This window comes from Flavobacterium sp. CAN_S2, from assembly GCF_015752255.1.
GTDB lineage: Bacteria > Bacteroidota > Bacteroidia > Flavobacteriales > Flavobacteriaceae > Flavobacterium.
Map to the genome: position 1 here is coordinate 403,396 of NZ_JADOVA010000004.1, position 21,209 is coordinate 424,604.

General features: G+C 30.8%; 26 protein-coding genes. 3 read left to right on the top strand and 23 right to left on the bottom strand.

What is annotated here, in order from left to right; translation table 11 throughout:
• The first annotated feature begins 186 nt into the window (after window positions 1-186).
• On the top strand, window positions 187-1,497 hold the full coding sequence (locus IWX80_RS13505; RefSeq protein WP_196853889.1) for a site-specific integrase: 1,311 nt from the start codon (window positions 187-189) through the stop codon (window positions 1,495-1,497).
• A 348-nt stretch (window positions 1,498-1,845) separates the two neighbouring features.
• Here IWX80_RS13505 and IWX80_RS13510 read toward each other — a convergent pair whose 3' ends face one another.
• Complete coding sequence (locus tag IWX80_RS13510; RefSeq protein WP_072944228.1) at window positions 1,846-2,124, bottom strand: DNA-binding protein; 279 nt, start codon at window positions 2,122-2,124, stop codon at window positions 1,846-1,848.
• An 820-nt stretch (window positions 2,125-2,944) separates the two neighbouring features.
• The gene (locus IWX80_RS13515) at window positions 2,945-3,085 is read right to left on the bottom strand and encodes a hypothetical protein (protein ID WP_196853890.1); all 141 of its coding nucleotides are present in this window, start codon (window positions 3,083-3,085) and stop codon (window positions 2,945-2,947) included.
• Between the two features lie 59 nt (window positions 3,086-3,144).
• On the opposite strand from IWX80_RS13515, the gene istA reads away from it, so the two are divergent.
• Both istA and istB read left to right on the top strand, forming a co-directional pair.
• Entirely contained in the window at window positions 3,145-4,692 is a 1,548-nt protein-coding gene (istA, locus tag IWX80_RS13520) for an IS21 family transposase (RefSeq protein WP_196853891.1), read from the top strand.
• A gap of 17 nt (window positions 4,693-4,709) precedes the next feature.
• Window positions 4,710-5,474 carry an IS21-like element helper ATPase IstB gene (istB, locus tag IWX80_RS13525; protein WP_196853892.1) on the top strand — a complete coding sequence of 255 codons (765 nt, stop codon included), beginning with the start codon at window positions 4,710-4,712 and terminating at the stop codon, window positions 5,472-5,474.
• Between the two features lie 210 nt (window positions 5,475-5,684).
• Here the strand turns inward: istB and IWX80_RS13530 are convergent, their stop codons facing one another.
• The 21 genes from IWX80_RS13530 to IWX80_RS13630 form a co-directional block, all read right to left on the bottom strand.
• Complete coding sequence (locus tag IWX80_RS13530) at window positions 5,685-6,089, bottom strand: hypothetical protein (RefSeq protein WP_196853893.1); 405 nt, start codon at window positions 6,087-6,089, stop codon at window positions 5,685-5,687.
• A 42-nt stretch (window positions 6,090-6,131) separates the two neighbouring features.
• Window positions 6,132-6,455, bottom strand: coding sequence for a low molecular weight protein tyrosine phosphatase family protein (locus IWX80_RS13535; RefSeq protein ID WP_334682360.1), 324 nt, complete (start codon window positions 6,453-6,455; stop codon window positions 6,132-6,134).
• A gap of 182 nt (window positions 6,456-6,637) precedes the next feature.
• Window positions 6,638-7,129, bottom strand: a complete 492-nt coding sequence (locus tag IWX80_RS13540; RefSeq protein ID WP_196853894.1) for a hypothetical protein — start codon at window positions 7,127-7,129, stop codon at window positions 6,638-6,640.
• 153 nt (window positions 7,130-7,282) lie between these two features.
• Window positions 7,283-7,576 (bottom strand): hypothetical protein, encoded by a 294-nt coding sequence (locus IWX80_RS13545; RefSeq protein ID WP_196853895.1) that lies wholly within the window; start codon window positions 7,574-7,576, stop codon window positions 7,283-7,285.
• Between the two features lie 621 nt (window positions 7,577-8,197).
• Window positions 8,198-8,575, bottom strand: a complete 378-nt coding sequence (locus tag IWX80_RS13550; protein ID WP_196853896.1) for a hypothetical protein — start codon at window positions 8,573-8,575, stop codon at window positions 8,198-8,200.
• A 155-nt stretch (window positions 8,576-8,730) separates the two neighbouring features.
• On the bottom strand, window positions 8,731-9,141 hold the full coding sequence (locus IWX80_RS13555) for a hypothetical protein (RefSeq protein WP_196853897.1): 411 nt from the start codon (window positions 9,139-9,141) through the stop codon (window positions 8,731-8,733).
• Between the two features lie 33 nt (window positions 9,142-9,174).
• Window positions 9,175-9,546: a hypothetical protein gene (locus IWX80_RS13560; RefSeq protein WP_196853898.1), complete on the bottom strand. Its 372-nt coding sequence runs from the start codon at window positions 9,544-9,546 to the stop codon at window positions 9,175-9,177.
• Window positions 9,547-9,840: 294 nt separating this feature from the next.
• The gene (locus tag IWX80_RS13565) at window positions 9,841-10,314 is read right to left on the bottom strand and encodes a hypothetical protein (protein ID WP_196853899.1); all 474 of its coding nucleotides are present in this window, start codon (window positions 10,312-10,314) and stop codon (window positions 9,841-9,843) included.
• 167 nt (window positions 10,315-10,481) lie between these two features.
• Window positions 10,482-10,826: a hypothetical protein gene (locus IWX80_RS13570; RefSeq protein ID WP_196853900.1), complete on the bottom strand. Its 345-nt coding sequence runs from the start codon at window positions 10,824-10,826 to the stop codon at window positions 10,482-10,484.
• 18 nt (window positions 10,827-10,844) lie between these two features.
• Window positions 10,845-11,201 (bottom strand): hypothetical protein, encoded by a 357-nt coding sequence (locus IWX80_RS13575; RefSeq protein WP_196853901.1) that lies wholly within the window; start codon window positions 11,199-11,201, stop codon window positions 10,845-10,847.
• A gap of 159 nt (window positions 11,202-11,360) precedes the next feature.
• Window positions 11,361-12,167, bottom strand: coding sequence for an HNH endonuclease (locus IWX80_RS13580; RefSeq protein ID WP_196853902.1), 807 nt, complete (start codon window positions 12,165-12,167; stop codon window positions 11,361-11,363).
• A gap of 178 nt (window positions 12,168-12,345) precedes the next feature.
• Window positions 12,346-13,509 carry an immunity 26/phosphotriesterase HocA family protein gene (locus IWX80_RS13585; protein ID WP_196853903.1) on the bottom strand — a complete coding sequence of 388 codons (1,164 nt, stop codon included), beginning with the start codon at window positions 13,507-13,509 and terminating at the stop codon, window positions 12,346-12,348.
• Window positions 13,510-14,030: 521 nt separating this feature from the next.
• Window positions 14,031-14,606, bottom strand: a complete 576-nt coding sequence (locus IWX80_RS13590) for a hypothetical protein (protein ID WP_196853904.1) — start codon at window positions 14,604-14,606, stop codon at window positions 14,031-14,033.
• A gap of 173 nt (window positions 14,607-14,779) precedes the next feature.
• Window positions 14,780-15,976: a hypothetical protein gene (locus IWX80_RS13595; protein WP_196853905.1), complete on the bottom strand. Its 1,197-nt coding sequence runs from the start codon at window positions 15,974-15,976 to the stop codon at window positions 14,780-14,782.
• A gap of 162 nt (window positions 15,977-16,138) precedes the next feature.
• Window positions 16,139-16,624 carry a hypothetical protein gene (locus IWX80_RS13600; RefSeq protein WP_196853906.1) on the bottom strand — a complete coding sequence of 162 codons (486 nt, stop codon included), beginning with the start codon at window positions 16,622-16,624 and terminating at the stop codon, window positions 16,139-16,141.
• Between the two features lie 280 nt (window positions 16,625-16,904).
• Complete coding sequence (locus tag IWX80_RS13605) at window positions 16,905-17,495, bottom strand: hypothetical protein (protein ID WP_196853907.1); 591 nt, start codon at window positions 17,493-17,495, stop codon at window positions 16,905-16,907.
• A 184-nt stretch (window positions 17,496-17,679) separates the two neighbouring features.
• Window positions 17,680-18,210, bottom strand: a complete 531-nt coding sequence (locus tag IWX80_RS13610) for a hypothetical protein (RefSeq protein WP_196853908.1) — start codon at window positions 18,208-18,210, stop codon at window positions 17,680-17,682.
• A gap of 166 nt (window positions 18,211-18,376) precedes the next feature.
• Entirely contained in the window at window positions 18,377-18,844 is a 468-nt protein-coding gene (locus IWX80_RS13615; protein ID WP_196853909.1) for a hypothetical protein, read from the bottom strand.
• A 168-nt stretch (window positions 18,845-19,012) separates the two neighbouring features.
• The gene (locus IWX80_RS13620) at window positions 19,013-19,510 is read right to left on the bottom strand and encodes a hypothetical protein (protein WP_196853910.1); all 498 of its coding nucleotides are present in this window, start codon (window positions 19,508-19,510) and stop codon (window positions 19,013-19,015) included.
• Window positions 19,511-19,519: 9 nt separating this feature from the next.
• Window positions 19,520-19,834: a hypothetical protein gene (locus tag IWX80_RS13625; RefSeq protein WP_196853911.1), complete on the bottom strand. Its 315-nt coding sequence runs from the start codon at window positions 19,832-19,834 to the stop codon at window positions 19,520-19,522.
• A 177-nt stretch (window positions 19,835-20,011) separates the two neighbouring features.
• Entirely contained in the window at window positions 20,012-20,575 is a 564-nt protein-coding gene (locus tag IWX80_RS13630) for a hypothetical protein (RefSeq protein WP_196853912.1), read from the bottom strand.
• Window positions 20,576-21,209 lie beyond the last annotated feature (634 nt).

The window sequence follows — 21,209 nt, forward strand, 5'->3', positions numbered from 1 at the left end:
TAAAGCACTTTTCAATATTTATAAAAATGCTCAAAGTTTCTATGGCAAAATCGTGGCACATTACCGTGTTCGTAAAATGTGCCACAGAATACCACTTAAACACTAGTAAATACAGAGGTTAACGAGGTTAACGACTCGTTTTTTTGATGCTATAATTCTACATTTATTAATCTAAAAAGTTGAATTATGTTAGAGAGCAGCTTTGGGTTGGTTTTCTTTTTGAAAATCCCCCGCAATGAAAGTAAAATTAGAACAGTTTATCTTAGAATAACTGTCGATGGAATCCCTAAGGAAACATCCACCAAACGAAAATGGGACAGCGCCCGCTGGGACCAGAAAACCGAAAGGGCTATCGGCACCAAAGAAGATGCGAGATCCCTTAACTTTTTTCTGGATTCACTGATTTTAAAAATCAATGAATACAAGACCGACATCATGTACAGCGGAAAACCAATAACTTCCCAAAAGATCATGGATTACATATTAGGAAACGTTACTCCAAGGGTTAAAGTACTGGAAGAATTTCAAAAACATAATGATGAAATGACTGCCTTACTGGGAAAAGGATATGCTAAAGGAACTCTTGATCGTTTTACCATTACGATAAATCATTTAAGGTCATTTATTCGATTTAAATTTAATGCTGATGATATTGAATTTACAGATCTAAATCTTGAATTTATTAAAGACTTTGAGTTTTACCTGAGAACAGTTCGAAATTGCAGCAATAATACCACGCTTAAATACATTGCTAATTTCAAAAAAATTGTCATTCGTGCAATCGATAAGGAAGTCATCCTAAAAGACCCTTTTAAAAACTTTAAAAGCCGAAAAACTAAAATAGTTAAGAAACCTCTTTCCACACAAGAACTGTATGAATTGGAAAGGCATTATTTTACCACAGAAAGACTTAATGTCGTCAGAGATGTATTTGTATTCCAATGTTACACGGGATTGGCTTATATCGACGCATATCAATTAAAAAAAACCGATATCAAAGATGGTATTGACGGGAATTCTTGGATAATGTCTGAAAGACAAAAAACGGGTTCTCCTACCAATGTCCCAATATTGCCTCAAGCACTCAAAATAATTAAAAAATATAAAGAACACCCTCTGTGCTTACAGCGTGGCACAGTTTTACCAGTTTCTTCCAACCAGAAAATGAACGAGTATCTTAAAGAGATTGCGACTCTATGCGGTTTTCCCTTCACATTAAATACACATATGGCACGTCGAACCTTTGGAAGTACAGTTACATTAAACAATAATGTCCCCATTAATGTAGTTAAAGAAATGCTAGGCCATGCGTCTGTTAAACAGACGGAAGCCTATGCCATTACAGAACAGGTAACCATTGGACGCGAAATGTCACTGCTCAATAAACGACTGTCTAAAACGTCCTTTAAGATGTCCAAAGTAGATTTGGCTGTACTTTCAAGATTAGAAAAAGATATAAAAACAATTAAGGAAAAATACAATATACCCTCATCTTAATTCATATATGGAAAAAAAATAAATACTAAAACAAAGAGGTTATCTCACTAGTTATGAGATAACCTTTTTTCATGTAGTTCAACTTCACTCCTATAGTCTGGATGGTATGAGGGGCTGTACTTGAAATATCCAAAATCTTGAAGCTGTTTAAAGTATTTATGGTATGTTGGTAGTGTATTTATGTGCGACAATACCATTATTTTACTACGACTAACTTTGATTCTCTGCCATTGTCTCTGCCTGTAACCTAAATTTAGAATTGCCGCTAAAATGGCCAGATGCCAAACATTAAGCCTTGGATCGTCCATACAAATGGATAAATAGTTCATGATTTGGTCTTCACTTGGTTTATTTGTCTGATTCATCATTGAAAAGTTTCTGAAGATCTTCTTTATTGTAATAATACGAACCCAGAACTTTTTTAAATCGCACTTTCTGTGTCACTCTGAGATTCTGCACTGAACCTGCAGAGATATCCAGCAGCTTTTTGACAGCCTTACTTTTGAGCCATTCTGGCTGTACTAATTCCGTTTGCGCAGGAGTGGTCTCTTGAACTATAATGCGCATTTTATCTAATAATTGCAGACCAAACTGCCTTAAATCTTCTTTTGTTATAATTTCTTCCATAACATTTTTTTTAAAATTTGACTGTCGCATATTTTCATTTACCAAAAAATAAATTCTGCTTTTTTGATTTCTTTTTTTTAATCGGTACAACTACTAAATTATTAGAATGATACAGAAATAATCAATCTTCGGCTTTAAAAGGAGATTCTTGGCTATGATTGGCTGTTCATCACCTCTTGGCAATTAATCTATAGTAGAGGCAACTTCAAAAATACTTTCAAAAACGAGCCTTAAACAAACGAATCATCCTCGGGTTGAAGAAAACCCTCAGCGATAGTATTTTGTAATTTTGCCGAGAGTTTTTTTTGCAATTTTCCTTATTGGTAAATCTCACCCTGATAAGTATTAGTTTGATGTTCTATACTTTTCCATTCTAACGTGCATCACCTTTTCTATCGGTATAGTCTCTAGTTTAGTATTTTTATTTTCGGCTCATATTACTCCTTATAAATCATGAATATCCTCCCCAGTGATTAATATGGCATGCAATCTAAAAATGATACAATCTTATTAGAGAAAATGTCTTTCTCATGGTACTATTTGTCCTTATATGGAATCCAATATCTTCAAAACAAATATTTGACGGATTAAAAATTCAATCAATTATTCTAGCTATTTTTTTTTCACCTTTTTATCTCATTTAACTTCCTTTCTTCCTATTTCATTTGGTGAGGAGCACGGATGCTTGGTTCTTTTTTTCAGGAGCAAAGGTATTTACGGGCTCTTAACGGATAACCAAGGTCAGGCCCTTTGAGGTTTTGAATAAAATCTCCACCCATGCGGGTTGTATTTTTCTCAAAAAACTTGGTTTTCCTAAACCCTACCTTTTTATGCTCATGATGGAAAAACCGGTCAAATTGACCACCCTATTCCAGTGCAAATTGACCACCAGTTTCGGAGCAAACTGACCACCACTTTCCAGTTCAAATTGACCACCTGATTTTGGGGTAAAATTGAGCATTAAAAACTACTGACTTTTTCATGTTGTTAAAACATACATTCGTTAAAAAAATACGGATTATGGCAAATAAAATAACAGACATGAGTAAAATTAGAAAAGCAATTAAATTCTACTGTAACGGGAAAAGTAAGTTATTCATAAGTAAGTACTTATCTCTTTCTATAAATACGGTAAAGAAGTATATTTCCTTATTTGAAGTGCTAGGATTAAGTTTTGAAGTAATTAACGAAAAAACAGATGCCGAGTTAGAACTTTTGTTTTCACACACTACAGTGGAATCCATTAGTCCCAAGTTGCAGAAACTTCATGATTTTTTTCCTATAATGGAACGGGAACTAAAAAAAGTTGGCGTTACCGTACAACATATGTGGGAGCAATATATTGCCGTAAACCCTGATGGCTACAGGAGTTCACAATTTGGCCATCATTACAAAACATGGGGTAAACGAGTCAATCCAGTGATGCACATGAATCACAAAGCGGGTGATAAAATGTATGTGGATTATGCTGGAAAAACACTCTCCATCATTGATAAAGACACGGGAGAAATCAAAGAAGTACAGTTTTTTGTAGCTATATTGGGAGCCAGTCAATACACCTATGCCGAAGCTTCCATGAGCCAACAAAAGGAAGATTTTGTTACATCGGTAGAAAATGCTATGCGTTTTTTTGAAGGCACTCCTGCGGCAATTGTCCCGGATAATTTAAAATCGGCAGTGATAAAAAGCAGTCGTTTTGAACCTACTATCAATGAAACTTTAGCGGATTTAGCCGAGCATTACCAAACTACAATCTTGCCTGCCAGGGCTTATAAACCAAGAGATAAGTCATTGGTTGAAGGAGCTGTCAAGATATTATATCGAAGGATTTATGTAAATCTTAAAGAAACTAAATTCTTTTCTCTGGAAGAATTAAACCAGCAGATATGGGATTTATTAGATGCCCATAATAGTCGAAAACTCACAGGACGTCCTTACTCTCGTGTAGAATTATTTTTAGAAGATGAGCAACAAAAACTCCGTCCACTACCACAAGAACGCTTTGAAATTAAATACCAATCCTTTGCAACAGTCATGCAAAACGGACATGTTCAATTAAGTCAAGACAAAAATTATTACAGTGTTCCGTATCAATATATAAAGAAAAAAGTGAAACTATTGTATACCAAATCAACTGTAGAGATATACTATAAATACAATCGAATAGCCATTCATCCAAGGAATTACAAACCTTATATCTATACCACAATCCCAGAGCATTTAGCCAGTACACATCAATTTGTAGCCCAGTGGAGTCCTATTCGATTTATTGATTGGGCAAGTAGCATTGATGAGTCAGTAACAGAATATATTATGCAGATCATCGAAAGTAGAAACCAACCTGAACAGGCTTATAAGAGTTGTTTAGGAATACTGGGCTTCGAGAAAAAGGTAGGGAAAGAGCGATTAATAAATGCCTGCAGGCGGGCACTTGATTATAAGATTTACAATTTTAAGACCATTCAAAATATTTTAGAAAACAACTTAGATCATATTGATTTTGACCAAGAACCCCAGCAAGAACTCCCTATTCACGGTAACATCAGAGGAAAACAGTATTATAATTAAATTGAAATCCAATAATCATGAATGACCCGAGCGTAAGCGAACAGGCGAAGCAATCCACAGTAACAAAAATGAAACAAATGAAGCTTTATAGCATGTATAATGCTTTTAAAACGGCTATTGAAAGCGGAAAAACAGACCATTACACACTCGATGAGTTTGTATCGATGCTTATTGATGCCGAATGGGATGAAAGGCACAATCGGCGTATTGCACGCAGTATCACCAATGCCCGATTCCATTACAAATCAAACATTGAAACTATCAATTTTGACCAAACCCGTAATCTGGACCGAAACACTGTACTGCGTCTGGCAGAATGTGAATTTGTAGAAAAAAATGAAAACATTTTAATCACAGGAAGTACAGGTGTAGGCAAAAGTTATTTGGGTACTGCATTGGGTTACCAAGCCTGCATACAAGGTTTTAAAGTGAGTTATTTTAATACTTCGAAGTTGTTTGCTAAATTAAAAATGGCCAAAGCAGATGGTTCTTATCTGCGAGAATTGGCCAAAATAGAAAGGCAAGATGTTATTATATTGGACGATTTTGGACTCCAAGGATTAGATAGTCATAACCGAATTACCCTTTTAGAAATCATTGAAGACAGGCATAATAATGGTTCTATAATTGTAACATCACAAATCCCAGTGCAAGGCTGGTATGACATCATTGGAGAAAAAACCATAGCTGATGCCATTTTGGATAGACTCATACATCAATCCCATCGACTCGAATTACATGGAGAATCGATGAGAAAAAAAAGAGGGATAAACAAAGGCTAATATTTAAGTATATTTGAATACTAATTAACAGATGAAAAAAAGTAGTTTTTAATGAAAAATGGAGGTGGTCATTTTGCTCCGGAATTAGGTGGTCATTTTGAATTGGAATCAGGTGCTCACTTTAAATTGGAATTGGGTGGTCAATAACACTGGAATTTGCAATTTACTACGAAATTCGCAATCTTGCCAAACGCCTGTTAGTAGCAGGTTTTATTTTATAAAGTTCAAAACTAATCTCAATTCTTTAGCACATTTGACGATTTGTTTTTCAATTTCGGTTTCTGTTGAAATATTTTTGAAGAACATTGAATTTTCAGTTATTTCATTTTTTGAAATCTTTGGAAAATATTCTTTAGTTAATTGATTTAGATGAATAGTTTTAGCTTTGTCGTCATAATCTGAAAGTTTTCCGTTTTCTAAATCAAAAATTACAACTCTTAAATAGTTTTCGTAAGTTTCGAGTGAAATTGAAATTACTTTATTTGTTCCTGCATAATTAATATCAAAGAAAACATTTCCATTTTCAATAATTTTTTCTAATTTACATTCAAATTCAGTTATTAAAAATGAAAATGATTTTTTACATAATTCTATATTTTTTTTTAGAGTTATCATTAAAAAAAATTATTTGTAATTTTAATTATTTTATCCATAGCGCTATTTAAAATATTCGTTAAGTGATATTTTCAATTCTGCGATAAGTTCAGAATCCATGTATTTATAGTTATCTTGAATTTCTAAAATCACTATTTTTTTACCCTTCATTTCATTCGGAAATTTTTCCAAGAGTCTTTCATTATGTTTTTTTTCCATTACAAAAATGATTTCTGCCCAATTAATATGTTTTGAATTGATTTTTATTCTTGCTGAATTTTCAGTTCCTGCGGATTTAACCTCAAAACTTGGATTACCTTTAAAAATAGTTTCAGCAGTTAAACTTCTCCACTTATTTCGGCTACATATAAATAATATTTTTTTCAATCTATTTCTTTTTTTTCGGAATTTTGAGCTAAACTTGCCACTAACGTTTTGCTAGTAGGCGATGGTCGGGCTAAATAAAGCAATTATTTTCGGATTAGCACTAATTTCCCAAATACAAAACCATCTTTCCATTAAGCCTGATTCCCGACTATTGCTTACTAGCTGTTAGTGGCTGCCAAAATTTACAGGAATATTCTTTGGACTTTTTTCTTCGCGACTTCTAATGTATCTAAATTTCTTCTAAAATCTGAGTTTTCTTCTAAAAGTTCAAAAATGTCTTTTCTGAAATTTAATATATCAATTTCAGTTTTAGTAAATTTTGAGTTTAATTTTGCCTGTCTAGAAATATCTATTCTGGAGACGATATCTTTTTCTTCTTTCAAAATGAATACATCATTAAAATACGGCATAATTAAGTTTTTATTATCTTCCACCAATTTAATACCTTTTAAAGTATCTAGATGATATTTAAAAATTAACTCATTTATTTTTTCTTTTTCATTTTGAGTTAACTTTATCTTGTCGCTGTACTTATGATACCATTCCATTTTATATTCACCAGTTTGTAAATTTAAATTATAATCTTTATTTAAAATTGATAAATTAAAATATGCTGTCTTCTTTTTACAATTTACAAATGACAATAAAATCAATATCAGTAATACTTTCTTCATTTTTACGTTTTTTGAGGATTGGTTGCCACTAACGTCCCGCCGCTTCTCGTCAGTTGCGAAGTTCGGAACTTTTTATTTTCTTTTAAAGATAAAAATTCTAGCGAAACGTAAACGTTAACTTACCACAAAATTCGCAATTGCGAGAAACGGCTATTAGCGGCTGGTGTTTTTATTTACAAAGAATTGAATTCCATAAATGATTAAAGCTAATCCAATTCCAATATGCGGTAAATATGTCGGCCAAGCGTCCATGAAAAAAATAACTCCGAGAATATATTCTGAAAATACAACTAAACTTATTACCAATATTGTCAACGCCCAATTTATCAAACTTCTTTTCTTCTTCAAAACTATAATTGATTTTACAACTACAAAAATGGCAATGAATGTTGGGATTAAAAACCAATAATAAAATTCGGGTTTTCTTAATAAATTTTCGATAGTCATATTTTCTGTTGAGTTTCTAGGGAACTTTAGCGGTTGGTGTTTTTATTCTGTTCTTTTTTGTTTTATTATTACAACAATTAGCTTAAATAAATAAACAATTGCAGTTATAAAAATTCCAACAAACAGAGTTGATATAACTTTAAATTCTGCTATTATATTTTCTGTTAAGATTATGAACAAATTTTGTATAGCAAAATATAAACTGACTAATAATAAAACTAAACATACAACTCCGCTAATGATTTTCTGTTGTTTCATGTCGGTTGGTATTCTCGGAAATATGAATAAAAGTGAAACACTAGACAAAGCAAAAATGGCAATCAAGTAATGTTGATAATTTAGTTTTATTCTGTGGCCGCTTGCACCCCAAAGTAGTAATGTAAATAGTATAGAAAACATTAACATTACACTATAAATTCTAAAACTAATCTTGTATTTTTTTTCCACTATTTCCTTTATTATAGTGTTTTCGGACACTTGCCGCTAACGTCTTCGCGCTACACGCAGGCTGGGATTAAGAAAGCCTAAACTTTCGGTTAAAAACTAATTTTTCAAATACAAAACCATCTCCAAATTAAGCCAATTGCCCAACTCCGTTGTAGTAGCTGTTGTGCGACGTTATTAATATTCCATCCAATATTTAAAATTAAGTTTCGAGTCTAGTTCGGCAATTAATACTTTGTCTTTAACTTCTTTTGAAAAATCGACAATAATTTTGTTGGGATCAATTTTGGAATATTTCAGTTCGTAATATTTGTTTATTGTTTGCGAATATTTGTCAGGACATCGTCCTCCTCCATTCCGATACACTTTACCATTTACAAAGTACTTTACAAATGCCGAATTTGTCTTTGGATATTCTTTACAGAAAGTATATTTACAAATTGTTTCTCCATGATTAGTTTCAATTTCTTGTTTGTATTTATAACCTTTAATGAACATAAAGATTACCCCAACAATCATTAAAAATAAAAATGCTTTAGATAAGATATTTTTCAATTTAGTATTTTTTTTATAATGTCGCACAACGTTTTGCTGCTTTGAGATGGCTGGAAATTCCTAACCTTTCAATTTTCGGCTTAACGAAAACTTGATGCAAAACGGTAGTTCCACTAACTTCCAGCCATCTCAAAACAGCTGTTGTGCTTTCGTTTTTATCTCCAGAACTTAAAAGTTTCTGTTTTGTTTCTACTTTCTATTACAAGTAATTTATCGCTTCTTTTTAGTATTTTATATTTGGTTGAGTCTTTATTTTTGACAACTAACAAAAACGTGCCAATATTTTTTTCTGAATTATCATTTTTCTGAATTGAGTCTATAATTGAAAATTCACAAATGTCCTCTGAATTAAATACCATTTTTTTGAAAAAAGCTATCTTTTTCCCTCTAATACTTATTCCTGCTAATGAGTCAGATGAACTTATCCATTCTCCTTTTTTTAATGTTTGGTTATCATTTGGTTTTGAATATTTGATCGTTTTATTTTCGTTACAAATTTGAGTTATAAATAATACAGTTAAAGCAAGAAAGATTGACTTTGAAGTTTTTATAAACAACTTTCTCATTATTTTTTTTATTTAGTGCTATTCAATTATCGTCTAATTTTCTTTCAAAATTCCATTTAGAATGACATAATATAGTGAATTATAATCTTCATTAACACCAGAATAAGTTATGTATTCGATTTTGCACTTTTCACATTTTATTTTATCGAAAACAGGAAATCCACCGTCGATAGATTTATTAAATAATCCGATTTTATAGAATTTTTTTAATTCTTCAAATAATTCCTTTTCTATTTTATTTGAGTGTCCAGTCCAGCAATTATCTATTTGCTTTTCATAATTCATTTTTAAAATGTTATCACAATTTTTACAATGAAAGGAATAATCTTTTGAATTATTTTTCAACTCAGATGTGAAATCTGCTTTCTTTCCAATTTGAACCTTTTCAATTTCTTCAAAATTCATCTATTGCTTATTAAACTTTTGTTTTTCGTTTTCGTTTGTCCAAAATGACGCACAACGTTCCCGCGCTACACGCAGGCTGGGATTAAAGATGCGTAATGTTTCGACTAAAACAAATGTATCAAATACAAAACCATCTTCAAATTAAACCAATTGCCCAGCTTGATTGTAGCGTGTGTTAGGCGGCGTTGTGATACGTAAGGTGAGTAAGTTTTCAAAATTGACGCAACTCAGCCAAGCTATTTCAGTATTAATTTATGTTTTCGTTTTTACTGTTTCTCATTTTTGTAATCGCTTTTATATTTTATTTTTACATACCAAGTATTTACAAATATCATCTTTCTTTTCAATAATAATCTTGTCTCTTTGCAATCCTTCAAGAGTATATGGCGGTTCCCCCACTATAAGCGGCAAATTATTGTCTGCACGATATTTAATTATTTGTTGTAAAAATTTGTCAATTATTTTCTTATCGACTTCTGAAATATTTTTTTGATTGAAATTAGTTATTCCTAATATCCAAACATCTGTATATTCCTGTTTTGCTTTGTATAAAGTTGATAATTTATTTGAAAGTTCGAATGATAAATCTTTATTTGTAATAATCACTAAAGTCGGCCTCAAAGCACTATAACTTGAACTAACAAATTGATATGTTGCATATACTTTTCCATCAAGCTCACGATAGTGATCAGAAATCTCAATTCTAACATTTTGTCCGAATGAAATTTGGAATTGGAAAATCAAACAGATAAATAATATTCTTTTCATTCTTTTATGTTTTTTGTTACTAGTTTGTCTTACAATGACGTCTAACGTCCCGACGCTTCAAGCCGTTTTGCGATTTATGGAACTGAGTATTTTCGGTTAACGAAAACGAAGTTATGGAAATTGTTGTTTGTATTTAATGAAAACGAGCAAATGGCTTGAAACGGCTGTTATAAGCTGGCTTTTTCACCTTTTCGGCAAATTCCAAGCTTATTAAACTCTATCACTTTTTCAAATTGTTGATTCCAGATTACGAAATCTTTTGTTTTTAAGAATCCTTTTATTTCTGACATAATATTTTTCCGTTTTGTTTCAAAAGATTCGTTTCTTGTCAGGGCAATAAATAAGTTTTCGCTATCAAGATGATTACTTATTATTTTGCCAATAACATTTTCATTAATATTTTCCTCGAAATTCAAATAAATCCATTCACTTTCAGATTCTATTGATGACTTTAACCATTCAATTTTCTGTAAATAAATTTTGCTTGATTCATAAATTAACCTTGAATCCATAATTATTTTTTATGCTTTTTAATTTCTTTCCAAGCTTTCAATTTCTTCACTATTTAAAAATTCCAATTCATAAAGAAAACCTGCGCCATTTCCACCATTCGGGTTTCTATAACCAATCACAACTCCTTTTTCGGTCGACTCGGCTTGAATTACCACAATCAATTCTTTCGAGTCATCATCTTCATTCGTCAAATATGCGAGTTTTGGTAAATCAATTTCAAATGCTATATGTTCAACTCCGGCATTTTTAAGACAAAACACTGCCAAACCATTTTCCGCGTCAGTTTGTTTTGCGATTTTACCATGAATCACAGGAATGTTTTTCCATGATTTAATTTCAAAAGCTGGCCATTTATTTTCGTTCTCGTTTTTCACTAATGTTTCTTAAAGCTTGCTTATAACGTTCTGGCACTACAGCGGGTTTGGGACTAAATTAAGCCCTGTTTTCGGATTTGCCAAATCATCCCAAATACATCACTATCTTTCCATTAAGCCCAATGCCCAAATCCGTTGTAGTGGCTGTTAGTGGCAGTTTTATTGTTTAATTTGATAATCTCTTTCTAGATGACTTTTGTTTTCATTTTTTATAAGCCATTCATTATATAATTCAAGTGTTGATTCTACCATATTTATAGTATATTCAATCCCCATAATTATACAAATAAAAAATAAATATTTATTATCAATATATAAAAAGTCATATTCGTGAAGAGTTTGATATATATGAGGTTTTTGAGGATTGCTTATATCTTTAAAACCATCATTTTCTTCGTAAACTTTCCGTTGTTTATATTCCCAAAATTTGCCTTTTCCAAATCTAACATAATTTCTTAAATCATCAAGACCTTCGTGATCAATAAAGTCTTCGTTCCAATTTTCAACAGTAGAAACTCGTTGTGCTAATGCTTCCAAAGCAATTTTGCCCAAAAGTTTAGATAAGTAAATATTGTCTTTTTCAGGTTCAGTTAAAATTGGAAAATAAAGTTTGTCAACTTTTTGTTCTTTGATAAGATTATAAATTTCTTGACTATCAATATTAATCTCAATTTGGTTATTATATTTATTTATAATTTCAATTTTCCCGCCTTTTGGATGAGCAATAAATCCAAATTCTTTAGGAAGTTTGTTTTTTTTATTTACTATATCATTTCTGTGTCTTAAACTTCTAAAATAAGATTGTTCAAGAACATTTTTTTCAATTTTTGTTGCGAAATAGTTATTGCATTTATCACAAACAATTCCTTTTTCTAAAACATGAGATTTATTTCCTAAAGATTCAGGAATAATGTGCTCAACACTTTTAGCATTTTCAGAGTTTTGTTTGCAAAATATACATTTCATTATTGTAGGATTTGTTTTCGTTTCTGCAAAAATTGCCACTAGCGTTCCCGCGCCACAAGCAGTTTGGGACTAAATTAAGCCCTATTTTCGGATTTGCCAAATCATCCCAAATACAAGACCATTTTAAAATTAAGCCAAATCCCCAAATTGCTTGTAGCGCGTGTTGCCACTCGTTTTTTTATAGGTTTTCTGAATAAGATTTACTTGGATTAAGTTCAAAAAAATCAAATATTTCTTTTTTAATTTCCATATTCGTCGGATTTCTTAAATCAGTATCACGACCATAAAATTCTTCATTCCAATATGATTGATTTGAATTTTCTGAAATTAATTGCAGTAAATTTGATTTATTGAAATCTAATCCAAATCCTATTGATTCATTTCTATATGGATTGAATATTAAGCATTTATCCCAATCTCCTTTAGGATTTGGGTTTGGTATTTCAATGTATTTATAAAACTTGTCTCTTGTAGTTTCTTTGTATATTTTGCCATATTGTAAATAAACTGTATCAAAATCACCATATGAAATACTTCTCGCATATGAAATTGGAAAATCAATTTCCCAATCTTCTAGTGGTAAGTTTCCGATTATTTCAAAATCACCATAGTATAGTAAATTGTCCATAATATATTGTGATGGTAAACTTTTTAAAGATTTTAAATAAGTTAAATCTACTTCTTTCGAATTCTGAATAATATGATATATTTTAATAACTAAAGGTTGTGTCATCAAGTTCGAAAAGCCATAATTTTTATTTGTTTTAAAATCTTGATTTTTTCTTATTTTTCTAATATCACAAATTAAACGACCAAATCCGAAGTTTTTCCTATCAACTTTGTAAATAAAAAAATCACCTTCTTTTAAATCTATTCGTTTTCTTTTTTCGGTTGCTATTTTTTGTAAATCGTTTAAATCACTTTCGGTTGTATTTAATATATAATTGTCTAACCAAATAGGCAAATCATCAATACTCTCAAATTTTATGTTTTCAAAATCTGTGGAATAATAAGTTTTCTCTGTTGAGTGATTCCCAATAGTAATTCCACCTATTCCAAAACTAAAATACATACCTATTCCGTTTCTAGAGTCTAGTGATGAAAAGTTTAATTTTTTATTTTTTCCTCTGCTCGTTTTTGGTAATAATATTGTTCGATTTTCAGTTTCTTCGTCTAATTGGATTTCTTGATATGAATACTCACCCACACTGATTTTTTTTCGAATTGTATTACCATCAAAATAGACTAATATTTCTTTAGTGATTTCTACTTTTTCCCAATTATCAGGAACAATTTCAAGACCTAAATATTTTCTTTGGTGATTGTTTAATTCAAATTTCATTCGTTTTTTCTTAAAATGAGTGGTAACGTTTCGCAGCTACAAGAGGTGCAAGGCTTCGTGACTGCATATTTTCTATTTAAGTAAAAAGTTCAATGCGAAACGGCAATTCCACTAAATCCTTGCATCTTGTGTAACTGCTGTTGTGCGATGTTTTTAATTACGTTTTAATATTTTTAACATATTTAATAATGACACTTGAGTTTTTTATTATTTCATAGTTATTTTGAGCACTTGCTGTTATTAATTAAAAATTTCCTTTTTGTTTACTATTTTTGATAAATGAAATCGTTTTTAATAAGTATTCATTTTCAGATTTTGCACGTAAAGTAAACGGATCGTAGCTCAATATGTTTATTTTTCCACTTCCTATAATTTCAGTATTTAAGTTATTCTTTTCTGAATTTTTTATCACTGGTTTAAATTTGGCTTTTAAATCTGAATTCAACGTGCAACCCGCGGTGAAATTGATAAAGGAAACGGTCTTGAATTATTATCAAGTAAAACTCCTATTTACATAGTTATTACTCTTCATTTTTTTTCAGTACTTTTAAAATATCAACATCAATATTTTTTACCCACAAGCTAATACTATCAATTTGAGATACTAACTCAGGTTTTGATATTGTAGCTTCCTTCAACGTTTTCTTAATTCTAAGTGTTTCTATTTTAAATATCCGACCATTTTCATTCATTAAATAGTTCTTAAAAGATGGACCGTTCCAAAGGTCTTCAGTCATTGTTCGATACCATTTCAATTTCACTCCGTTAAAAAGTAATTGTTTAAACAATACGCCATTGTTAAGATAAACCCTCTCAATGTTAAAAATATCAGTAAACCGTACTTGATTTATATAGATTGCAGGTATTTTTTCAATTGCGTTTCCTTCATCATTAACAATTGTAACACCTCTAAAATATGCTGCATCATCTAAATACTTTTTATTCAAAAAATTATAATTTATTTTAATTTTACAATTAATTGTATCATTTTTAATATCAATTAAAATGGCATCTGAATAATTTTTCTGAGGATAAACTATGCTTACATAGATTAAACAGATAATCGAAAAATAAATTTTGATCATAGATTTTTTCATCTTTGTTTGTTTTTTATTTGGTCAAAATATCGCATAACGTTCTCGCGCTACAGCGGGTTTGGGACTAAATTAAGCCCTATTTTCGGATTTGCCAAATCATCACAAATACAAAACCAACTTGCCATTAAGCCAATTGCCCAAATCCGTTGTAGCGTGTGTTAGGCGCTGGTCATTTAATCTACTTTTGAGTAATAATAAAAAATATTTTCGATTTCTTCGTTTAAAAATTCACTTTGTTTCTTCGTTATAAATTCCTGATAAGTGAGACTTTGTAAAGAAGGAATTTCTGCACTTAGATTTTTTAGCCAAATTGAACCATCGACAGCATTAGCAAATTTTTCATTTAATAAATATCTGTAGTATTTGTTGTTACTATGTAAAGAAGTAACGGTAGCAAAACCACTTATATCATAATTCAAACGGCTTTCTTCTGTATGAAGATTATGTAACTCAAAAAACTCATCAGCAAATTGTTTCGATAATTGAGTACATTTTTTTAGAGCGTTTTTTACTTTTTCAATTTCAATTTCTGTCAGAGTTTCGTATGTATGTTTATAAAACACATTGTTAGGTAAGTCTTCAATACTTTTGTATTGTTTTTCTTCAAGAAGTTCAATAGCTTTTTGTACAATTAAGTATTTAATTTTTGTGTAAAATTCCTGTCCGCTTTTAGCATAATTACTATCTAATTGGTCTTGTACTATTTCATGTATTTCTTTTGCTTCATCCTCACTATATAGTATGATAATAACCTCAGAGAAGTAAAAATCAGAAAAAATATTTAATCCATAAGTGTCAAAAACATTTAAGTTATAATCATCTAATAGATTGAAATTTTTTTCATCACGATTACAAACAATTCGCCATTCCCTTTCATGAGTCCAATCTGTAGTAAAATCAAATTTAACGTATCTATATTGTTCAGCTAAAGGCAATATTTCAGGTTTAAGAATTTTTTTTTGCGCATCCAAATATTCGAAATTTTCTGTAGATAATCCTGAAATTACTGGTCTTCCACCATTTTTATAAACTTCTTTTTTTAGCATTGCCACACCATATTGAGTGATTCTACTACTATTATGCCTTAATTTAACGTACTCTAAAAAATTAATTAAAGGCATTTCAGTGAAGCATATTACTGGATTATTACCATATATAGTCGCTTTTCCATTCCTAAACGATAGATTAGCTCTTAATCCTCCCTCTCGAATTATGTTTTTTAAAACATCAAATTCATTATCCAATTTTTCACCACATAATAGAGGAAAATAATTATGTTCATTAAATTCATGTTCTTCATTTGGCAAATCGCGTTCTTCAGATTTTCTTACGCTATGAATTAGATATTTGGACATATCAGTTCTTCTCATCCTGTGATTTTTTTTTGACTTGCGCCTAACGTTCCCGCGCTACACGCAGGCTGGGATTAAAGATGCGTAATCTTTCGGTTAAAAACAAATGTATCAAATACAAACTATTTCCCCACTAAACCAATTGCCCAGCTTGCTTGTAGCGTGTGTTAGCAGTAGTACCTATTTCTTTAGTTCAATTTTCTCTAACGTGTCAGTTTCAATTTCCATTTGTGATTCGTAATTATAACTTTTTATTTTGTGCTTATATTCGATGACATTATTAATCATCTTTATTTCACTTTTTTCAGTTTCTATCCCTTCTTCAATTTTTATTTTTCCACATATTTTTTCAAATATTAGAAGTTTGTTTTCTGCAATTTCATATTGACAGCACGCACCTAAAAATCCTGTAAATTTTTCATATACTTTTAAGTTGTCTTTTTCATATTTAACTTCTTTTGGATATATGGGAAATAAAATTATTGATGATAATAAACCTAAAAATATTCCACCAAAAATTCTGAATAAAATTAGAACGATAAAAGAAAATAAATAATAGGAGTAATAGAAAGTTATTTTTTTGAATGGTTTTCTATTAAGTAAAAACAATGAAATTCCTGAAAGATAAATTACGCATTTGAGAATGAATATCAGTTTTGTATTCAATCCATAATTGGTAATTATTTGAATAGTAAAATTCAAAAGCACAAATCCTAGAATCAAGAAATGGAGTTTTTTTAAATTCTGATTAGTTTTGGTTAAGTTCAAATTTTTTGCAATTTTTGAGAGTATTACTGCTAACGTGCCGCTGCTTTGAGATGGTGTGTGGTTCGTAACCTTTCAATTTTCGGCTTGACGAAAACTTGATGCGAAATGGTAATTCCACTAAATCAGACACTATATCAAAACAGCTGTTAGCGGTTCGGGCTTTTTTTCCGTTAGTACTTTATACAATATTGTCAATAATTTTGCTATTGTCATTATTTGTTCTCTCGAATAATTTGTTAATTCTTGGCTGAATTATCCAAATTCCAATAGGGTAAAACCAAATCAAGAAAAATTCTCCTGAAAAGTCACTAAAGGTTACTGGTTTTCTAGATTCAACTGTTTTTAAGGCTTTTGCATTGAAATATAAACAATAAAAAATGCAAAACATAGAGAAGAGATGCAATGGAACTATTAACGCAAAAATTGCTGGATTGGGTTGTCCGCCATTTGAGATATCCGAAAAGAGACCAGCCATAGAAATTGAAATAAATACAATATACACTAAAGGTATTAATAGAAATATTTTGAATCGCGTCAAATTCATTGTTACTGTTGGTGGAAGTTTTTTATGAAGGTTGGTACCAAGAGCATAGAACCAACCAAAGAAAAGTCCCACGACTAAAATCATCATTATTGGGAAGAAGTAAAAAAAAGTTGTCGGGTCGTTATTTGAAATAACAGAACCGATTGTAATGAATTGAAAAACCATTGGAATTCCAAAAAGTAACCCAAATAGTTGCCAATGTTTTAGAGATAGAAATTTTGTCATATAATTTATTGTTCTTTTTTAGTCTGTTTGTCTTATAGCCTCACCGCTAACGTTCTCGCGCTACACGCGGTTTGGGACCAAATTAAGCCCTATTTTCGGATTTGCTAATCTTTCAAATACAAAACCATTTTTCAATTAAGCCAATTGCCCAAATCGCTTGTAGCGTGTGTTGGCAGTAGTTTTTTTATGGGAGATATATGACTTCATCAAGCTTTTTAATTTTTTTCACATTGCAGAACATATTTTCAATGAGTCTGTAATTAAGTATAAAATTCGTAATTATAAATTCTTTACCATCATTAGTATTTAATTTTGTATATCCATAATTACGTAATAAATTTTTATAATGTTTTGTTGACAGATAAAATTCAATCGATTTTAAGCTTTGAGAGTCTAAAACATAATATGTTGAATTTTTAAACATTGTTATTGTTTCATTTTTAAAATCTATCTGGATTTTTGTATTTCTTTCGTGTAATAAATATTTCACGTATAAATAAATTGTCAAGCCCAAATTATAAAATAAGTATAAAGAAATGAGCAACATAACTATTCCTGCATATCCTGATTTATAATTATTATTCCAAAATCCTGCTAAATTTTTTATTATTCCCGTTATTATTAAAGTCAAACATAAAACTAAAAATAAAACAAATAGCGTTTTCAAAAAGAACTTAAATGTTAGTAATCTGTAAGTTTTAATTTTTGATTTCATCAATTTCGTTTCGGTTTTTAAAAATTACTGCCAACGTTCTGGTACTACAGCGGGTTTGGGATAAAGTATGCCTTAACTTTTCGGTTTAGGACTGAACTTTAAAATACAAAACCAACTTTCCATTAAGCCTATTGCCCAAATCCGTTGTAGTAGCTGTTGGCAGTAGTTAATTTTGTCTTATTGCTTTAACATTAGTATATTCTTCAAGTTTCGAAATAATTTCTCTATCAAATCTTTCTTCGATTCTTTCCTTTTCTTTGTCGTTACAATCTTCTTCTTTGAGCCATTTTAAATGTCTTCTGGTAAAAACAGAGCGAATTGCAATATCAATATGGGTTGTGTCTTTTAACATTTCTTCATCGCCAATAAAAGAAACATAATACATTTCTTCAGGATTACTTTTAAGATAAAATGTGCGAGCTTCTAAAGAGTTCTTCCCCCAATAACCCCAAACGTCATAACTTTTCCATTTATCAGGGATTATATATTCTGGATGCTTTGAGAAAAGAGTATCAAATGCAGAATTTAATTTCTGTTTTGATATTGGGAATCTTCTTGTTTCAAACCCACCCAAAGTTCCGTCACAACTTATTATGGCAAAAAGTAATAAAAAAGCTAAAGTTCTAATTTTCATTTCGGGTTTTGTTAATTACTGCCAACGTCCCGGTACTACAGCGGGTTTGGGACTAAATTAAGCCCATTTTTCGGATTTGCCAAATCATCCCAAATACAAAAACAACTTTCCATTAAGCCTATTGCCCAGATCCGTTGTAGTAGCTGTTATAGAGCGTTTTTTCTACGTTTATTTGATTCCAATTTCGTTAATTTCTTTGTTAACTTTTACCCATTCAACACTTTGGTCAATATCTTTCGGAACTTCGCCTGTTATCATAAAAAGGTTTGTCAAATAAAGTACTTCAACTGTACGTTTATTATAACCCATTGCGCCAACGTCTTGCATTTGGAATTCGACGGTTTTAAAAGTTAAATGTTCATTCTGATATAAAACAGTTTGTGTTTGCCATGCACCAGAAGAGAACAAAACTTTCAACGGTCCAATAAATATTAGCAATATTAAAATGATTGTTGGAAAAACTATACCCGCGATTCTTTTTGATTTAGTTTTGATTACAACCGAATTCCATATTAAAGTCGAAGGCGTTCCGATTAAAATTCCAAAGTAAATAAAAGTTTTTAACGCTTGGCTTTTTATGTCAAAACTTGTCAAACTATCCAACAGAAAAAGTAAAACTGTCAAGCAGTAAATTACATTCAATATTTTAGTTGTTGTTTCTCTCATTATCATTTTTTAGCCTCTAACTTTTTCAAGTTCACTTTGAGTAAGTCCAGCAACATCTAAATATATTTCGGCAAATTCTTTTGAGTCTGTTAGGCAAATTCCACCAATTGGATTAAATTCAACATTATCTACGAAAACTCTAAACTTAAAATTTTCTGAATTCGCATTACCGTTTTTATTAGTCAGTTTTTGAACTTCATTTTTAAATTCACGATAATTTTCGGTGGCAACAAAATCACCGCCGATTGCGCCCATACTTTCGTCAATAATTTTAAAATTCACAGTTCCAATCTCGGAATTATCTATAAAAATTTGTCCTTTCATTTCTGATTAATTGTCTTTTAGCACGATTTTTCAAAATGCTCTATAACGTTCTGGTACTACAGCGGGTTTGGGACTAAATTAAGACCATTCTTCGGATTTGCCAAATCATAACAAATACAAATCCAGCTTTCCATTAAGCCTAATGCCAAATTGCTTGTAGCGTGTGTTGTATGCTGTTTATTTTCGTCCAATAGTTTTATGTCTCCAAACTTCATATAGATAACAATCTGCATGATGCTCTTCGGGATTATTTTTAATAAGTTCTATTTGAACTTTTTTTGCTTTATCGTAAACTGAAATTAATCCGTATTCATTTAGTTCTTGAGGTAAAAATGTTTCATCAAAACCTCCACAATTTGTTAGCGCACTAATATCTCCATCTTTCTCTACCAAATCATAACCAATAAAATCATATTCAGTATTCAAATTAGCATTCTCGCTTTTAGGTTCTTTAATGACAGCTAATAAATTAAAATATTTTAAGCCTTTTACTTTTTCCAAAACGTAGTCAACAGAATTGAAAAATACTGTAACCACATTTTCGTCAGTTACAATATATTTCCATTCAGTTTCAGAATCAAAATCAGGCGTAAAGGATAAATCATTTAAGATTCCATCTAATGAAACTAATTCTTTCACTTGATAAAGCTTTGACCATTCCAAATATTCTTGCCAACTAAATCCTGAATTATATTCTGAATCGTATGTATTTCTTGCAGTAAATAAAATTTCTCTTTCCATTCAGGTTTTCATAAATAGCATACAACGTCTTGGCGCTTGGCGTGGTTGGGGAATAAAGATGCGAGATTTTTCGGTTAAACACAAATTTTCCAAGTACAAAACCATCTTTAAATTCAGCCTAAAACCCCAATCACGCCAAACGGCTGTTACAGGACGGTTGTTTTGTCGAAATTACAATTTCCACACAAAACTTTCACGCTTCTGTTGGCAAAATCCAATTTTCACGCTTCTACTTCTCGGTTCCCAATTTTCAACGTTTTATTTTCAATTATTCACTTTTTAGTTTCTGCGCAAAACTTTTCAAGTTTATGTTTTTCAGATTCCAACTTTCAAGTTTCTGTTGGCAAGTTCTAACTTTCACGCTTCAGTTTTCCGTCTGTTAATTTTCAGATTCCAACTTTCCAATTTCTATTGGCGATTCCAATTTTCACTCTTCTGCTTTGTGAATTTTCTGCGGAAATAAATGTTTATTTTCTGATTGTTTTCTTCTGCGTAATTTCGGCACAACTGTCCTGTAACGTTCCCTTGCTACAAGTGGTTTGGGACTAAATTAAGCTCTATTTTCGGATTTGCGTAAACATCCCAAATACAAAACCATTTCCAAATTAAGCCAAATCCCCAAATCACTAGTAGC

What these genes read in the sequence shown, in the direction of transcription:
- IWX80_RS13505 (WP_196853889.1), top strand. Translation starts at nt 187, where the DNA reads ATGTTAGAGAGCAGCTTTGGGTTGGTTTTCTTTTTGAAAATCCCCCGC.
- IWX80_RS13510 (WP_072944228.1), bottom strand. Translation starts at nt 2,124, where the DNA reads ATGGAAGAAATTATAACAAAAGAAGATTTAAGGCAGTTTGGTCTGCAA.
- IWX80_RS13515 (WP_196853890.1), bottom strand. Translation starts at nt 3,085, where the DNA reads ATGCTCAATTTTACCCCAAAATCAGGTGGTCAATTTGAACTGGAAAGT.
- istA (WP_196853891.1), top strand. Translation starts at nt 3,145, where the DNA reads ATGGCAAATAAAATAACAGACATGAGTAAAATTAGAAAAGCAATTAAA.
- istB (WP_196853892.1), top strand. Translation starts at nt 4,710, where the DNA reads ATGAATGACCCGAGCGTAAGCGAACAGGCGAAGCAATCCACAGTAACA.
- IWX80_RS13530 (WP_196853893.1), bottom strand. Translation starts at nt 6,089, where the DNA reads ATGATAACTCTAAAAAAAAATATAGAATTATGTAAAAAATCATTTTCA.
- IWX80_RS13540 (WP_196853894.1), bottom strand. Translation starts at nt 7,129, where the DNA reads ATGAAGAAAGTATTACTGATATTGATTTTATTGTCATTTGTAAATTGT.
- IWX80_RS13545 (WP_196853895.1), bottom strand. Translation starts at nt 7,576, where the DNA reads ATGACTATCGAAAATTTATTAAGAAAACCCGAATTTTATTATTGGTTT.
- IWX80_RS13555 (WP_196853897.1), bottom strand. Translation starts at nt 9,141, where the DNA reads ATGAGAAAGTTGTTTATAAAAACTTCAAAGTCAATCTTTCTTGCTTTA.
- IWX80_RS13560 (WP_196853898.1), bottom strand. Translation starts at nt 9,546, where the DNA reads ATGAATTTTGAAGAAATTGAAAAGGTTCAAATTGGAAAGAAAGCAGAT.
- IWX80_RS13565 (WP_196853899.1), bottom strand. Translation starts at nt 10,314, where the DNA reads ATGAAAAGAATATTATTTATCTGTTTGATTTTCCAATTCCAAATTTCA.
- IWX80_RS13570 (WP_196853900.1), bottom strand. Translation starts at nt 10,826, where the DNA reads ATGGATTCAAGGTTAATTTATGAATCAAGCAAAATTTATTTACAGAAA.
- IWX80_RS13580 (WP_196853902.1), bottom strand. Translation starts at nt 12,167, where the DNA reads ATGAAATGTATATTTTGCAAACAAAACTCTGAAAATGCTAAAAGTGTT.
- IWX80_RS13585 (WP_196853903.1), bottom strand. Translation starts at nt 13,509, where the DNA reads ATGAAATTTGAATTAAACAATCACCAAAGAAAATATTTAGGTCTTGAA.
- IWX80_RS13590 (WP_196853904.1), bottom strand. Translation starts at nt 14,606, where the DNA reads ATGAAAAAATCTATGATCAAAATTTATTTTTCGATTATCTGTTTAATC.
- IWX80_RS13595 (WP_196853905.1), bottom strand. Translation starts at nt 15,976, where the DNA reads ATGAGAAGAACTGATATGTCCAAATATCTAATTCATAGCGTAAGAAAA.
- IWX80_RS13605 (WP_196853907.1), bottom strand. Translation starts at nt 17,495, where the DNA reads ATGACAAAATTTCTATCTCTAAAACATTGGCAACTATTTGGGTTACTT.
- IWX80_RS13610 (WP_196853908.1), bottom strand. Translation starts at nt 18,210, where the DNA reads ATGAAATCAAAAATTAAAACTTACAGATTACTAACATTTAAGTTCTTT.
- IWX80_RS13615 (WP_196853909.1), bottom strand. Translation starts at nt 18,844, where the DNA reads ATGAAAATTAGAACTTTAGCTTTTTTATTACTTTTTGCCATAATAAGT.
- IWX80_RS13620 (WP_196853910.1), bottom strand. Translation starts at nt 19,510, where the DNA reads ATGAGAGAAACAACAACTAAAATATTGAATGTAATTTACTGCTTGACA.
- IWX80_RS13625 (WP_196853911.1), bottom strand. Translation starts at nt 19,834, where the DNA reads ATGAAAGGACAAATTTTTATAGATAATTCCGAGATTGGAACTGTGAAT.
- IWX80_RS13630 (WP_196853912.1), bottom strand. Translation starts at nt 20,575, where the DNA reads ATGGAAAGAGAAATTTTATTTACTGCAAGAAATACATACGATTCAGAA.